The sequence below is a fragment of the Methylobacterium sp. Leaf99 genome (assembly GCF_001422375.1).
GTDB lineage: Bacteria > Pseudomonadota > Alphaproteobacteria > Rhizobiales > Beijerinckiaceae > Methylobacterium.
Window position 1 is genome coordinate 143897 of record NZ_LMMU01000009.1, and the last position, 14349, is coordinate 158245.

Genomic DNA, 14349 nt, shown 5'->3' on the forward strand with positions numbered 1-14349 from the left:
CGATGAGACTCCCTCGGTGGCGCCCCCTCACCTTCGGCTGCCGCCTCGCCGCGCTCCCCGACGAGGGGGAGACGCGGCCCTCTCCCCGCAAGCGGGGCGAGGGGATGCACACATCCGCCAGGGTCCATAAGGGAAACATCACGCCATGATGCACGGAGACATTTCGTCCAGCGCCGACAGCGTCGGCGTCGCGGTGGTGAACTACAAGATGCCTCGCCTCCACACCAAGATGGAGGTGCTGGAGAACGCCCAGAAGATCGCCGACATGGTGGTGGGCATGAAGTCCGGCCTGCCGGGCCTCGACCTCGTGATCTTCCCCGAATACTCGACCCACGGGATCATGTACGACGCCGCCGAGATGTACGCGACGGCGACCACGATTCCGGGGGCCGAGACCGAGATCTTCGCCGCCGCCTGCCGCAAGGCGAAGGTGTGGGGCGTGTTCTCGCTGACCGGCGAGCGCCACGCGGAGCACCCCAACAAGGCGCCCTACAACACCCTGATCCTGATGAACGACCAGGGCGAGATCGTGCAGAAGTACCGCAAGATCATGCCGTGGACGCCCATCGAGGGCTGGTATCCGGGCGACCGCACCTACGTGTCCGATGGCCCCAAGGGCCTCAAGGTCAGCCTCATCATCTGCGACGACGGCAACTATCCCGAGATCTGGCGCGACTGCGCCATGCGGGGGGCCGAACTCATCGTCCGCTGCCAGGGCTACATGTATCCGGCGAAAGAGCAGCAGATCCTGATGTCGAAGGCGATGGCGTTCGCCAACAACACCTACGTGGCGGTGGCCAACGCGGCGGGGTTCGACGGCGTCTACAGCTACTTCGGCCACTCGGCCATCGTCGGCTTCGACGGGCGCACGCTGGGCGAATGCGGCGAGGAGGAGATGGGCATCCAGTACGCCGCCCTGTCGAAGTTCCTGATCCGCGATGCCCGCGCCCACGGGCAATCCGAGAACCACCTCTTCAAGCTGCTCCACCGCGGCTACACGGGCATGATCAACTCCAAGGAGAACCATCACGGGCTGTCGGAATGCCCCTACGACTTCTACCGCCGCTGGATCGAGGACCCCGACGGCACCCGCGACGCCGTGCGGGCCATCACCCGGCCCGGCGTCGGCACCGAGGAATGCCCCATCGAGGGCATCCCTTTCGTCGGCAAGGCCTTCGTTGACAAGGGCGAGGGCCCGCCCGACCCGCCCTGAGCGTCGCGTGACGCGCTCCGAGCGGGGTCACCGCGACCCGGCCGAACAGGTCTCGACGGGCACCGGGACCGGTCCGGCGACGACAGGGCCGACGGCGCCCGCGCCGACATCCCCGCGGCGGGCCGTCAGGACGAGGCCGAGGGCGAGGGCGGCGATGCCGGCGCCGAGCCAGGGCAGGCTGCCGTAGCCCATCCCCAGGGTGAGGGCGCCGCCGCCGAGCGCCGCGCCGGTGGCGTTGCCGAGGTTGAACGCGCCCTGGTTCAGGGTCGAGGCGAGGTTGGGCGCGTCGGTCGCCGCCTCCACCACCCAGACCTGCAGGGGCGAGACCAGGGCGAAGACCAGGGCGCCCCAGACCGGCAGGGTCAGCACGGCGGGGATCGCCGACCGGCTGGTGAAGGCGAACAGCACCAGCACGGCGACGAGGGCGGAGAAGCTCCCGATCACCGTCGCCATGAGGCGCCGGTCGGCGAGGCGCCCGCCCGCGAGGTTGCCGAGGGTGAGGCCGATGCCGAACAGCAGCAGGGCCCCGGTCACCTCCCGCGGGGTCAGGCCGCTCACCTCCGTGAGCAGGGGCGCGATGTAGGTGAACACCGTGAACAGGCTGACGGAGGCGAGCGTGCTCACCAGCATGGGCAGCAGCACCGCCCAGCGCCGCAGGGAGCGGAACTCCCCGGCGAGCCCGCCGCGCGAGCCCGGCAGGCCGCCGGGCACGAACGCCGCGATGGCGGCCGCCGCGATCACGCCGAGGCCCAGCACCGCCCAGAACGTCGCCCGCCAGCCCGCGACCTGGCCGAGCGCCGTGCCGAACGGCACGCCCAGCACGTTGGCGAGGGTGAGGCCCGTGAACATCAGCGCCACGGCCTGCGCCCGCTGCGCCCGCGGGACGAGGCCGCTCGCCACCACGGCGCCGATGCCGAAGAACGCCCCGTGGGCGAAGGCCGTCACCACGCGGGCCAGCATGAGGAATCCGTAGCTCGGCGCGAGGGCGCAGCCGAGATTGCCCGCGAGGAACACCCCCATGAGCACGAGCAGCGCGACTTTTCGCGGCAGCCGGGCCGTGGCGATGGCGACGAGGGGGGCGCCGACGGCGACGCCGAGGGCATAGCCCGACACCAGGAGGCCGGCCCGGGGGACGCTGACCCCGAAACTCTCGGCCACCTCCGGCAACAGGCCCATGATCACGAATTCCGTGGTGCCGATCCCGAAGGAGGCGGCGGCCAGGGCCAGGATCGGACGGGACAACATGGCGACGCCTCGCGCTCGGGGCCCCGGCCCGGACGGCGCGCGGCGATCACGCTGCAATGCAGCATGGGCCCGGGCTATCACGCGTCGCCGCCGGCACCGATGCCGCAGGTTCGCGGGTCTCCTGCGCGCGGAACATGGAACGCACGGGGGATCGGACGGACGTTCGCCAAACTCCGTCCCTCGCCGAAACGACGAAGGCCACCCCCGCCCTGCGGGGATGGCCTCGGTTGCATCGGCTTCCGGACGTCGGAGCGACTCAGGCGTCGACCTTCTTGCGGGGACCGCGGCGCTTCTTCTCGGGCGCGGCGGGGGCCTCTTCCTCCTGCGGCTCCGGCTCGGGGGCGCTGACCACCTCCTCGGGGGCGGCCTTGGCGAGGCCCTTGCGGCGCTGCTGGCCGAGCCCGAGGGCGCGGGCGAGTTCGGAGCGCTGCTCGGAATAGCTGGCCGAGGTCATCGGATAGTCGGGCGCCAGGCCCCACTTGGCGCGGTACTGCTCGGGGGTCAGGCCGCGCAGGGTGAGGTGCCGGCGCAGGGTCTTGTACTGCTTGCCGTCCTCGAAGCTGATCAAGTAGTCGGCGGTGATCGAGCGGCGGATTTCCTGGGGGGTGGCCTTGGGCGGGCCGGTCTCGACGGCCGGGGCGCCACTCGCCGTCACGCCCCGGATCGCCTCGTGGACATCGCTGAGCAGCTTCGGCAGCTCGGCGCTCTGCACGTGATTGTTACTGACATAGGCGGAAACGATATCTGCCGCGAGCGTGATCAGGCGGGCAGCATCGGACTCTGTTTCGGTCATGATCTCATCACCATTCTCAACTTAAGTCATAAGTCGCTTTGATCGTAGGCTCAAATCTTTCCGCAAGCAATATTTTACCGTACTGACCTGCGCGTTTTTCACGAGTAGTTGTGGATTAAGGGCCGTTTCTCGCGCTGCATAGGTAGCCTGGCGCGTTGACCCGCAGGGGTTGTTCGCGCGGGCGGCGGCGTCTCGGCTCGGCTTCGCCGGATTCGGCGTTGCGGCGAGGGTGATCTTGTCGATTGCCGTCGTGACCGACGGCTCCGCTGAGAAAGCCTTTCGCGGGTGCTGATCTGGACGGACGCGATACTGTCCCGTTGCGGGTCGACCATCCTGCCCTGCGACCGGCACGGACGAATCCGCCCGGATCACAACGCACCAACGATCATGCCTTGTAAAAGTTTCAATACTGGCATTGCCACGACTAAAACGTCTTGGCAATGGCGTATCGGGGCAGACGCCGCATCGAAGCGAAGATCAGCGGTGGGAAATTTTCGTTGATCCTCCGGTGGGGGCGACGGAACCCCTGCGCTGCTCCAGAGAAGCCGGAGTTTGCGGACCGCTTTCTCGCTGTACGGGTCGGTTCTTCGTTGTCCGGAAGGAGCCGTTGCCTGAGCGGGCCGGTCAGACCCCCGTCGGGATTATCCCGCGGCCGGACGCTCGCGTCGCGAACCGGGACCGGCACCGGGTTTTGCTGGCGGCGCGGCGCCCGAATCGGATCGTTAACGGTCCGCTAACCATGGGGGCGGCAAATCTTGCCGGGTCCGACTGGACGGGTCCGACTTGGCGGCCCCCGATCCGGCGGATTACGAGGTTGACGATGAGCGAGACGGCCGCCGCCGCGCCGGCTCCCGGTCCGGGTTCGGGAATGACTGTCGGTCAGTTCGCGAGCTTCGCGATCCCCAACCGCGCCAATCTCCACGCCCTGTCCAAGCGCACGGACCTGTTCTTCGCCACCGCCGTGATGGGCATCCTCACGGTGCTCATCTTTCCCCTGCCGGCGTTTCTCCTCGACCTGCTGCTGGCCGTCTCGATCATCATCTCGGTGCTGATCATGATGACGGGTCTGTTCATCGACAACCCCCTCGAATTCACCGTCTTCCCGACCCTGCTCCTGGTCGCGACCCTGCTGCGCCTCGCCCTCAACCTCGCCTCGACCCGCCTCATCCTCGGCCACGGCCACGAGGGCACGGCGGCGGCCGGTCACGTCATCGAGGCGTTCGGCAATTTCGTCATGGGCGGAAACTTCGTCATCGGGATCATCGTGTTCGCGATCCTGATCATCGTGAACTTCGTCGTCATCACCAAGGGTTCGGGCCGCATCGCCGAAGTCGCGGCGCGCTTCACCCTCGACGCCATGCCGGGCAAGCAGATGGCCATCGACGCCGACCTCTCGGCCGGCCTCATCGACGAGAAGGTGGCCAAAGCCCGCCGCTCCGCCCTGGAGGAGGAATCCTCGTTCTTCGGCGCCATGGACGGTGCCTCGAAGTTCGTGCGCGGCGACGCCATCGCGGCCCTGCTCATCACCTTCATCAACGTCATCGGCGGCATCATCATCGGCGTCGCCCAGCAGGGCATGCCCTTCGGCGCGGCGGCGAAGACCTACACCCTGCTCACCATCGGCGACGGCCTCGCGAGCCAGGTGCCGGCCCTCATCGTCTCGGCGGCGGCCGGCATCCTCGTCTCGAAGGCGGGCGTGAAGGGCTCGGCCGACAAGGCCCTGGGCAAGCAGCTCGCAAACTACCCCAAGGCGCTCGGCATGTCGTCGGGCGTCATGGTGCTGATCTCGCTCCTGCCCGGCATGCCGATGCTCCCGTTCCTGGCGCTCGCCGGCGCCTCCGGCTACGCCGCCTGGCACTTCGCCAAGGTCGCCCGCGAGGCCCCGCCGCTGGATTCCGACGGCGCGCCCATGGACGCCACGGCCGTGGCCGCCGCCCAGGCCGCCAAGGAGGAGACCGTCACCGACCTCCTGAAGCTCGACGACCTCAAGCTCGAGATGGGCTACGCGCTCCTGGCCCTCGTCAACGGGCCGGAGGGCCAGGACCGGCTCACCGACCAAATTAAAGCCCTGCGCCGCCAGCTCGCGGCGGAGCTCGGCTTCGTGATGCCGTCCGTGCGCATCCTCGACAACGTCCAGCTCGACGCCAACGCCTACGTGGTGCGGGTCAAGGAGATCGAGGCCGGCACCGGCCAGATCTTCCCGGGCCAGTTCATGGCCATGGACCCCATGGGCGGCCAGGTGCAGCTCCCCGGCCAGCACATGCTGGAGCCGACCTTCGGCCTGCCCGCCACCTGGATCGACGCGAGCCTGCGCGATCAGGCCCAGCTCAAGGGCTACACCGTGGTGGATGCCGCCACCGTGGTCTCGACGCACCTCACCGAGATCATCAAGGCCCACGTCTCGGAACTGCTCAGCCACGTCGAGGTGCAGAAGCTCCTGCGCGAGGTCTCGAAGGACCATTCGGACTTGCTGAAGGAGGTGATGCCGAGTCAGATCGCCTCCACGGGCATCCAGCGGGTGCTGCAGTTCCTCCTGGCCGAGCGGGTCTCGATCCGCGACCTCGGCGCCATCATCGAGGGCGTGGCGGAGGTCGCCGGCCACGTGAAGAACCCGCGCGACATCGTCGAGCACGTCCGCGCCCGCCTCGGGCGCCAGATCTGCGCCCAGTACCAGGGGCCGGACGGCATGCTGCCGATCATCACCCTGTCGCCGGCCTGGGAGCAGGCCTTCCTCGAATCCATCGCCGGCGAGCGCGACGAGCGCTACCTCGCCATGCAGCCCTCGAAGCTGTCGGAATTCGTCAACACCGTGCGCGACCGCTTCGAGACCGCCGCCCGCATGGGCGAGATGCCGGTGCTGGTGACCTCGGTCCAGGCCCGGCCGTTCGTGCGCTCCATCATCGAGCGCTTCCGCCGCGAGACCCCGGTGATGAGCCAGGCCGAGATCCACCCCCGCGCCCGCCTGCGGACGGTGGGGTCGGTCTAGGGATTTTTTTGGGGGTCGCGATCGCCCTCGCCCCGCACGCGGCGACAGGCTTCAAAGATCTCGTGGGACGCGCGGGTGCCCTCTCCTGGAAGGCAGGGCGATCGCAGATGATGGTCGCGGTCTGAAGCCGCCGCCGAATGGCGTCGGCGAAGAAGCAGAGTCCTCAGTGCGCAACCCCTCGCCCCGCTTGGCTGGGGAGAGGGACGCGTCTCCCCCTTGCCGGGGAGCGCGTCGAGGCGGCAGCCGAAGGTGAGGGGGCGATTCCGAGTGAGGCTCCTCCGACGAAGCCCCCTCACCGTCGCTGCGGCTCCGCCTTCGCTCGCCGCAGGCACGACGGGGTGCCTGCGGCCCTCTCCCCGCAGGCGGGGAGAGGGGGATGCGCGCACACGCTCTGCGCGAACGGGCAAGGGCCGGCCCAAACGCATGCACCCCTCTGCCATCGCCCTGCCCCGCAAGCGGGGCGAGGGAATGCGCGACCGACTCGATTCATTCCTCAAAGCGCCCTGCCCGATGGTGCAAGGTGCCCGAGTTCGACGGGCCGTCTTTCAGCCCGAAACGATCACACCCGGTTCTTGCGCACCCGCGCGTCGATGGCCTTCGGGTCGAGGCCCGGCGCCGCGAGCGGCGCGGCGGGCGCCGCCTCGGCCGGTTCGCCCTTGATGGCGCTGGCGAGGCGGTTGCGCTCGTAGAGCAGCACCACGACCACGGAGATGAGGAACGGCACCCAGAAGTAGAACAGCCGGAACACCAGCAGGGCGGCGATGATGGACGGGCGGGCGACATCCGGCATCGCCACCACGAAGACGAGCTCGAACACGCCGAGGCCGCCGGGGGCGTTCGACACCAGGGCGGCGGAGAACGAGGCGAGGAACACCGCGAGCACCACGAGGAAGCCGGGGTTCCCGGCCTCCGGCAGGGCGAAGTAGATGATCCCGGCGGCGCCCAGCAATTCCAGCGGCGCGGCGATGATCTGCCGGACCATGATCTGCGGGCGCGGGTATTGCAGCTTGAAGGTGCGGATGGTCAGGGGCTTCAGGCGCAGGAGCGAGCCGACGACGTAGAGGGCGACGAACCCGAGCAGGGCGGCGCCGAGGATGCGGGCGGTGGCCGGATCGGTGAGCACCGACGGCAGGTAGCCGTTGAGCCGGGTCAGGGTGTCGGGCAGGGCGACGAGGACGATACCGCCGAGCAGGATCGTGCCGAGGCCGAAGGTGAACGAGCACAGGGCCACCAGCACGGCGACCTGGGCCGCCGACAGGCCCTTGGCGGTGTAGGCGCGGTAGCGCACCACGGCGCCGGAGAACACCGAGGCGCCGATGTTGTGCGACAGGGCGTAGGTGGTGAACGAGCAGACCGAGACGAAGAACCACGAGATGTGGCGGACGCCGAGATGCAGCAGGGCGATGCGGTCGTACCAGGCCAGCGCCGCGTAGGCCACGAGGGTGGCGAGGCCCGCCAGCAGGAAGCGGTGGACCGGAATCTCCGCAAAACTGCTCTTGATCTCGGCGAGGGAGATGCCGGCGAGCTCGCGGTAGAGCAGGTAGCCGGAGACGATGACGGCGGCGAGGCCGATGATCGGCCAGATGAAATCGTTGATCTTCTTCATGATCGACAGGTCGAGCCCCACTAAGCGGGCCCTCCCTGCACGACGATGCCCGGCGCCGCAAGCGAACGCCGCGGGCGAACACAGGGGGGTGGGCCGAGCCCGGGAGGACACCGGCAGGATCGGGTGATGTCACCCGATCATGACGGTTTCGTGCCGGAGCCGCGGATGCCACGCCCCCGCGAGGTCATGGAAAGCCCCTGCGAGGTCAGGGGAAGTCCCGGCGGGGTGTGTGTCGGGTCAGGCGCGGACGCGGGACAGGCCGATGCCGTCCATGGCGGCCTGGTCGCGGGCGGCTTCGGCGGCGCGCTCGGCGGTGCGCTCGCGGTCGTCGAGGATCTCGATCTTCTTCAGGTCCTCGAAGGCCTCGCCGAGCTCGGCCTTGGCCTCGGAGAGCTGGCCTTCGAGGGCGGCGGCGGATTGGCGCATGTTGTCCCGGCGGGCGGCGGCCGCGCGGGCATAGGTCGGATAGGCGAAGTGGGCGGTGTCGGTGATGCCGGCGCGGCCCTCCTCGTGGGCGACCTCGCGGTCGAGCTCGAGGGCCATGCGGGTGAAGTCGGCCATCATCATCTCGATCTGCGTCACGCGCCGACGCTTCTCGTCGACCTGGAAGCGTCGCAGCCGGATCAGCGTGTCACGCGATTTCATCTGATGGTCCACTCCACGCAACGCACGCATGTCCCGGGTCGTCCGCACCGAGGTCCGGGGACCGCGCCGCGTCGATCAGGGGCCGCCGACGATCTCGGCGAGGCGTGAGTAACCCTGGCCGATCGAAGTTGCTTCTTCCTTACCCTGACCTAGAAAAGCCTCCAGAGCGGGCATCAAAGCCACCGCTTCGTCCACTTCCGGCGAGGCGCCGGCGCGATAGGCGCCGAGGCGGATGAGTTCCTCCATGTCGGCGTAGGTCGAGAGGATGCGCCGGGCCCGCCGCACCGTCGGCAGGTGCGCCGGATCGCAGGCCTTCGGCATGGTCCGCGACACCGAGCGCAGGACGTTGATGGCCGGGTAGCGCCCGCGCTCGGCGATGCCGCGCTCCATGACGATGTGGCCGTCGAGGATGCCGCGGACGGCGTCGGCCACGGGCTCGTTGTGGTCGTCGCCCTCCACCAGCACGGTGAACAGGCCGGAGATCGCCCCCTGCCCCGTGCCCGGCCCGGCCCGCTCGAGCAGGCGCGGCAATTCGCTGAACACCGTGGGGGTGTAGCCCTTGGCCGTGGGCGGCTCGCCGGCGGCCAGGCCGATGTCGCGCTGGGCCATGGCGAAGCGGGTGATCGAATCGATCATGCACAGGACCTGGGCGCCCTGATCGCGAAAGTATTCGGCCACCGCCAGGGTGACGTAGGCGGCGTTGCGGCGCATGAGGGCCGGCTCGTCGGAGGTCGCCACCACCACGACGGAGCGGGCGAGGCCCGCCGGGCCGAGGTCGTCCTGCAAAAATTCCTGGACCTCGCGGCCGCGCTCGCCGACGAGGCCGATCACGGCGACGTCGGCGGCGGTGTAGCGGGCGAGCATCGACAGGAGCACCGACTTGCCGACGCCGGAGCCGGCGAAGATGCCCATGCGCTGGCCGGCGCACATGGTGAGGAAGGTGTTGATGCAGCGGATGCCGAGATCGAGGGGCGGCCCGACCCGGCGCCGGGCATGGGCGGGCGGCGGATCGGCCCGCAGGGGATAGATCACCGGCCCGTGGTCGAGGGGGCCGAGGCCGTCGATGGGCCGCCCGAGGGCGTCGATGGTGCGTCCGAGCCAGGCCGGCGACGGGCGGATGGCCCCGGCGGCCTCGTCGCGGACATAGGCCGGGCAGCCCCGGCGCACGCCCTCGAGGGAGCCGAACGGCATGGCCAGCGCCCGGTCGCCCTGGAAGCCGATGATCTCGCAGGGCACGGCGCCCAAAGCGTTCTCCACGGCGATGTCGAGGCGCCCGCCGAGCCGCATGGCGGCCACGGGGCCGGCGACCTCGACGAGGAGGCCGCGGATCGCCACGACCCGGCCGTAGATCTCCAGGGCCTCGACCCGGTCGAGGGCGGCGCGCGCCCCGGCCAAGCGCAGGCGCGTGCCGCGCGGGTCGCTCACGGCTGATGCCGTCCGGTCATCGGCGTTCCCTCAACCCTTCGTTTACCGCTCTCCTTAACACTGCGGCTGTCGGGCCGGTAGCGGGCCCCGGCTTCCGGGCCGGGACGTGGCGATTTCGCAAGCGGCGGCATGCGTCATCGCGGGATCGTGTCCCCGGAGCGACAGCACGCGGCCCGATGGGGTCGGGACAGGGCTTGGGGAGGGTTCTTCAGGTGGTGCATGAAGCGGAGAGCCCGCCCGTCGAGAACAGAGCGCCAACGGTTGCGGGCGTTGCCGGACGACGTGTCCAAATCGCCGCTTGCGCCCGTGAATCAGGTTTTGTTAACGATTAACCAATAGCGTTTCACGTCAATGACGAGGGAGCGTCCGCCGCGGGCCGGTGGCGGACGAAGGCGGGGGTGTGCCCGTACGCTTGCACACGGCCGGCCGGGCTGGGGACCGACGATGCGGGTACTTCTGATCGAGGACGACAGCGCGACGGCGCAGAGCATCGAACTGATGCTCAAATCCGAGAGCTTCAATACCTACACCACCGATCTCGGTGAGGAGGGGATCGATCTCGGCAAGCTCTACGATTACGACATCATCCTCCTCGACCTGAACCTGCCCGACATGTCGGGCTACGAGGTCCTGCGGAATCTTCGCGTCGCCAAGGTGAAGACCCCGATCCTCATCCTGTCGGGCATGGCCGGCATCGAGGACAAGGTGAAGGGCCTCGGCTTCGGCGCCGACGACTACCTGACGAAGCCCTTCCACAAGGACGAGCTCGTCGCCCGCATCCACGCCATCGTCCGCCGCTCCAAGGGCCACGCCCAGTCGGTGATCACCACCGGCGACCTCATCGTCAACCTCGACCAGAAGACCGTGGAGGTCTCGGGCAGCCGCGTGCACCTGACCGGCAAGGAGTACCAGATGCTGGAACTCCTCTCGCTCCGCAAAGGCACGACGCTCACGAAGGAGATGTTCCTCAACCACCTCTACGGCGGCATGGACGAGCCCGAGCTGAAGATCATCGACGTGTTCATCTGCAAGCTGCGCAAGAAGCTGGCGAACGCGTCGTCGGGCAAGAACTACATCGAGACCGTCTGGGGCCGCGGCTACGTCCTACGCGAACCCAACGAATCCGAGGAGCGCATCGCCGTCTAGGCGACCGGCGCGTCCCGACGAAAAAGGCCCCGCTCGCGCGGGGCTTTTTTCGTTTCGGCCCGGTCGCATCCCGTCCGGATCGCGCACCCGCCGATGCCGCGTTCCGCGAATCCCGGACACGGGCCGGCGGCGTCGGAGCGGGGCGATCCGGTCCGACGCCGCCCGCACCTGCGCCGCAGCCCTACAGCCCCACCACCCGGCGCAGGGGCGGTTGGAGGGCGGAGGCCATGGCCGCCGCCGGCAGGCCCGTGGAGGCCCGCGCCGGGGCCGCCGCCTGGTTGTACAGGCCGCGATGCTGGGCGTTGGGTGCGAGGCGGTCGGTGAGGCCGATCACCGTCTCGGCCGCCCCGAGGAGGACCGCGCCGTCGGGTGCCAGGCTGGCGCTGATCCGGGCGAGGACGTCGCCCTTGGTGGCCGCATCGAAGTAGATCAGCACGTTGCGGCAGTAGACGATGTCGAAGGTGCCGAGCTGATCGAAGGGCTGGAGCAGGTTCAGGGGCCGAAAATCCACCATCTGGCGGAGGTTGGCGGCGATGCGCCACTGCTCGCCGACCTGCTCGAAATGCTTGATCAGGAGCTGGACCGGCAGGCCGCGCTGCACCTCGAAATGGCTGTAGAGCCCGGCCCGCGCCCGCTCGAGGACCTCCGTCGACAGGTCGGTGGCGACGAGGTCGACGGTCCAGCCGGCCAGGCGCAGGGCGGCCTCGTGCAGCATCATCGCCAGGGAATACGGCTCCTGGCCGGTGGAGGCGGCGGCGCACCAGATCCGCAGGCGGCGCTGGGCGGCCCGCCGGGCCATGGCCTCGGGCAGCAGCACGTCGCGGAACAGGTCGAAGGGCGCCCGGTCGCGGAAGAAGAACGTCTCGTTGGTGGTCATGGCCTCCACCACCGCCTTCTCCATGGCGGCCTCGCGCCCGCCCTTGAGGGCGTTGACGAGGTCGTGGAGGGTGGCGAGGTTGAAGCGCCGGCAGACCGGGCCGAGGCGGCTCTCGACGAGGTAGCGCTTCTCGCCGCTGAGGGCCAGGCCCGAGCGGGCCTTGAGGTAGGTGCGCAGGAAGTCGAACTCGACGTCGGTCATGAGCCCTGCCCGTTGAGGAGGTTGCGGAGCGCGCCGCCGATTTCGGAGAGCGGCAGGATCGCCTGGGCGAGGCCGGCCTTGGCGACGCTGCCGGGCATGCCCCAGACCGTGCTGGTGGCCTCGTCCTGGGCGAGGACGGCGGCGCCCGCCTCGGTGAGGGCCCGGGCCCCGCCGGTGCCGTCGGCGCCCATGCCCGTCAGCACCACGGCGAGGGCCGCGGCGCCGAAGATCGCGGCCGCGTCCTGGAACAGGACGTCGACGGCCGGCCGGCAGAAATTGACCACGGGCCCGTCGTGGAGGCGGATCGCCACGTCGGGGCGTCCGGGCGTGCCGGCGAGGCCCATGTGGCGCCCGCCCGGCGCCACGTAGATCCGGCCGGGCTGGAGCCGCTCGTCGGCCTTGCCCTCGGCGGCCGGCAGGCCGGTGCGGGCGCCGAGATGCTCGGCGAACACCGCCGTGAACACCGGCGGCATGTGCTGGACGATGAGGACGGGGACCTGGCGCAGGGTCGCGCTGCCGATCTTCTCCAGGACCTCGCCGACGGCCCGGGGGCCGCCCGTGGAGGCGCCGATGAGCAGGACGCGGGGGGCGATTCCCGAGCGGGCCTTGGGCCGGAGAACCAGGGGGGCGGCGGGCTTCGGCGCCGGCGCCGCCACGTGGGCGAACGCCCCGGCCCCGGTGCCCGGAGCCGGTCCGCGCTTGCGCGCCCGGGCCGATCCGAACAGGCGGACCCGCTCGATGAGGTCCTGGCGGAACACGTCCGAGGTGGTGACGCCGCGGTTGCTCTCGGGCTTGGCGAGGTAGTCGACGGCGCCGAGGGCGAGGCAGCGCAGGGAGATGTCGGCGTTGCGCGTCGTCAGGGTCGACATCATCACGATCTGCACGCCCGGGCTCTTGGCGAGCAGCAGGGGCAGGGCCTGGGTGCCGTCGAGTTCCGGCATGTCGATGTCGAGGAGGATCACGTCGGGGTCGTGGCGGGACATGGCCTCGACGGCGATGCGGCCGTTGGAGGCCGTGGCGACCACGTCGAAGCCGGCCTCGGCGATCCAGCGGGCGACGAGGCCGCGCACCACGGCCGAATCGTCGGCGATCATGACGCGGATGCGCGGGCCCGGTGCGGCGGTCACGGCCGGACTCGGGGCGGCGGAGAGGGGTTTGAGAGCCAGCATGGGTCCTTGACGCTTCGGCTGAGCGGGACGGGGTCGGGTCGCGTCCGGCCGGGCGAACCCGACGGGGAAGGGCTCAGGACACCCTCAGGCGGTCCCGACGTCGCCGGCGAAGCCGCCATCGCTGGGAAAACCGACCTGGGCGAGCTTGGCGGTGACGATCTCGCGGTCGAACGGCTTCATGATGTACTCGTCGGCGCCGGCGTGGAGGGCGCGGGCGATGGCCCCGACGTCGTTCTCGGTGGTGCAGAACAGCACCTTGGGCTTCTCGCCGCCGGGGGTCTGCCGCAGGGCCTTGAGGAAGTCGTAGCCGTCCATGGTCGGCATGTTCCAGTCGAGGAGAATGGCGTCCGGCATGGCCTCGCCGCAGGCGGCGAGCGCCATCTGGCCGTCCTCGGCCTCGCCGACCTGGAAGTTCATGGTCTCGAAGATCCGGCGGGCCACCTTCCGGATCACGGCGGAATCGTCGACGACGAGGCAGGTCTTCATCGGTGTGTCCCCGAGGAATGCGACAGGATCGGGCGGCGCCGCGTAGGCCGCGCCGCGGACGGGGTCAGGCCGCGCCGGCGACGAGGCGGGGGGCGCCGAAGGCCAGGAGGGCGTCGACGTCGAGGATCACCAGGAGGTGCGCCTGGAGGCGGTGGACGCCGAGCGACAGGTCGCGCCAGCGCGCGTCGAGGTTGATCGGCACCGGCTCGTGGGTGTCGGCCCCGAGCTTCAGCACCTCGCCGACGCCGTCGACGATGAGGGCGAAGGTCTCGCCGCCCTGCTCCAGGCCGATGGCCATGCGGTTGGCGTCGCCGGCCCGGTCGGGCAGGCTGAGCCGGCGGCGCAGGCACAGGGCCGTCACCACCCGCCCGCGCAGGTTGAGCAGGCCGACGATCTCCGGCGGCGCGAGGGGCACCGGCGTCACGCCGGCGGGGATGAAGACGTCGTGGACCCGGTTGATGGCGAGGCCGAACATGGTCTCGCCGACGAACACCGTGACGAAGTCGTTGGTGCCGCCCGCCTCGGCGTTGCTGTTTGCGGCCTGCATCATGGACGTG

General features: G+C 70.0%; 12 protein-coding genes. 3 read left to right on the forward strand and 9 right to left on the reverse strand.

All coding sequences use genetic code 11. From position 1 onward, the window contains the following. Nucleotides 1-145 precede the first annotated feature (145 nt). Nucleotides 146-1213, forward strand: coding sequence for an aliphatic amidase (locus tag ASF28_RS17460; protein ID WP_056095533.1), 1068 nt, complete (start codon nucleotides 146-148; stop codon nucleotides 1211-1213). Nucleotides 1214-1240: 27 nt separating this feature from the next. On the opposite strand, the gene ASF28_RS17465 is transcribed toward ASF28_RS17460, so the two are convergent. Together ASF28_RS17465 and ASF28_RS17470 are read right to left on the reverse strand one after the other, a co-directional pair. Next, nucleotides 1241-2458 (reverse strand): MFS transporter, encoded by a 1218-nt coding sequence (locus ASF28_RS17465; protein ID WP_056095536.1) that lies wholly within the window; start codon nucleotides 2456-2458, stop codon nucleotides 1241-1243. Between the two features lie 256 nt (nucleotides 2459-2714). After that, nucleotides 2715-3251: a MucR family transcriptional regulator gene (locus ASF28_RS17470; RefSeq protein WP_056095539.1), complete on the reverse strand. Its 537-nt coding sequence runs from the start codon at nucleotides 3249-3251 to the stop codon at nucleotides 2715-2717. A gap of 820 nt (nucleotides 3252-4071) precedes the next feature. Between ASF28_RS17470 and flhA the strand changes: the two genes are divergently transcribed. Next, entirely contained in the window at nucleotides 4072-6237 is a 2166-nt protein-coding gene (flhA, locus tag ASF28_RS17475; RefSeq protein WP_056095543.1) for a flagellar biosynthesis protein FlhA, read from the forward strand. A gap of 559 nt (nucleotides 6238-6796) precedes the next feature. Here the strand turns inward: flhA and ASF28_RS17480 are convergent. From ASF28_RS17480 to fliI, 3 genes are all read right to left on the reverse strand, one after another. Continuing rightward, a complete protein-coding gene (locus ASF28_RS17480; RefSeq protein WP_056095830.1) occupies nucleotides 6797-7843 on the reverse strand; it encodes a lysylphosphatidylglycerol synthase domain-containing protein in 1047 nt (348 codons plus the stop codon). A 237-nt stretch (nucleotides 7844-8080) separates the two neighbouring features. Continuing rightward, nucleotides 8081-8488, reverse strand: a complete 408-nt coding sequence (gene fliJ, locus ASF28_RS17485) for a flagellar export protein FliJ (RefSeq protein ID WP_056095545.1) — start codon at nucleotides 8486-8488, stop codon at nucleotides 8081-8083. A 75-nt stretch (nucleotides 8489-8563) separates the two neighbouring features. Further along, on the reverse strand, nucleotides 8564-9913 hold the full coding sequence (fliI, locus tag ASF28_RS17490; protein ID WP_056095548.1) for a flagellar protein export ATPase FliI: 1350 nt from the start codon (nucleotides 9911-9913) through the stop codon (nucleotides 8564-8566). Nucleotides 9914-10357: 444 nt separating this feature from the next. Between fliI and ctrA the strand changes: the two genes are divergently transcribed. Next, a complete protein-coding gene (gene ctrA, locus ASF28_RS17495) occupies nucleotides 10358-11059 on the forward strand; it encodes a response regulator transcription factor CtrA (RefSeq protein ID WP_056095551.1) in 702 nt (233 codons plus the stop codon). Nucleotides 11060-11240: 181 nt separating this feature from the next. Here the strand turns inward: ctrA and ASF28_RS17500 are convergent, their stop codons facing one another. The 4 genes from ASF28_RS17500 to ASF28_RS17515 all read right to left on the reverse strand — a co-directional run bounded on the left by ASF28_RS17500 (nucleotide 11241) and on the right by ASF28_RS17515 (nucleotide 14339). Next, nucleotides 11241-12137, reverse strand: a complete 897-nt coding sequence (locus tag ASF28_RS17500) for a CheR family methyltransferase (RefSeq protein WP_056095554.1) — start codon at nucleotides 12135-12137, stop codon at nucleotides 11241-11243. Beyond that, on the reverse strand, nucleotides 12134-13306 hold the full coding sequence (gene cheB, locus ASF28_RS17505; protein ID WP_056095557.1) for a chemotaxis-specific protein-glutamate methyltransferase CheB: 1173 nt from the start codon (nucleotides 13304-13306) through the stop codon (nucleotides 12134-12136). Before cheB ends, ASF28_RS17500 begins: the two co-directional genes overlap by 4 nt. An 84-nt stretch (nucleotides 13307-13390) precedes the next feature. Beyond that, nucleotides 13391-13792 carry a response regulator gene (locus tag ASF28_RS17510; RefSeq protein WP_056095559.1) on the reverse strand — a complete coding sequence of 134 codons (402 nt, stop codon included), beginning with the start codon at nucleotides 13790-13792 and terminating at the stop codon, nucleotides 13391-13393. 64 nt (nucleotides 13793-13856) lie between these two features. Then, a complete protein-coding gene (locus tag ASF28_RS17515) occupies nucleotides 13857-14339 on the reverse strand; it encodes a chemotaxis protein CheW (RefSeq protein WP_056095833.1) in 483 nt (160 codons plus the stop codon). Nucleotides 14340-14349: the final 10 nt, after the last annotated feature.

Bases quoted from the DNA above. Each gene is read 5' to 3' on its own strand.
- ctrA (WP_056095551.1), top strand. From the start codon at position 10,358: ATGCGGGTACTTCTGATCGAGGACGACAGCGCGACGGCGCAGAGCATC.
- ASF28_RS17465 (WP_056095536.1), bottom strand. From the start codon at position 2,458: ATGTTGTCCCGTCCGATCCTGGCCCTGGCCGCCGCCTCCTTCGGGATC.
- flhA (WP_056095543.1), top strand. From the start codon at position 4,072: ATGAGCGAGACGGCCGCCGCCGCGCCGGCTCCCGGTCCGGGTTCGGGA.
- cheB (WP_056095557.1), bottom strand. From the start codon at position 13,306: ATGCTGGCTCTCAAACCCCTCTCCGCCGCCCCGAGTCCGGCCGTGACC.
- ASF28_RS17480 (WP_056095830.1), bottom strand. From the start codon at position 7,843: ATGAAGAAGATCAACGATTTCATCTGGCCGATCATCGGCCTCGCCGCC.
- fliJ (WP_056095545.1), bottom strand. From the start codon at position 8,488: ATGAAATCGCGTGACACGCTGATCCGGCTGCGACGCTTCCAGGTCGAC.
- ASF28_RS17470 (WP_056095539.1), bottom strand. From the start codon at position 3,251: ATGACCGAAACAGAGTCCGATGCTGCCCGCCTGATCACGCTCGCGGCA.
- ASF28_RS17500 (WP_056095554.1), bottom strand. From the start codon at position 12,137: ATGACCGACGTCGAGTTCGACTTCCTGCGCACCTACCTCAAGGCCCGC.
- ASF28_RS17515 (WP_056095833.1), bottom strand. From the start codon at position 14,339: ATGCAGGCCGCAAACAGCAACGCCGAGGCGGGCGGCACCAACGACTTC.
- ASF28_RS17460 (WP_056095533.1), top strand. From the start codon at position 146: ATGATGCACGGAGACATTTCGTCCAGCGCCGACAGCGTCGGCGTCGCG.
- ASF28_RS17510 (WP_056095559.1), bottom strand. From the start codon at position 13,792: ATGAAGACCTGCCTCGTCGTCGACGATTCCGCCGTGATCCGGAAGGTG.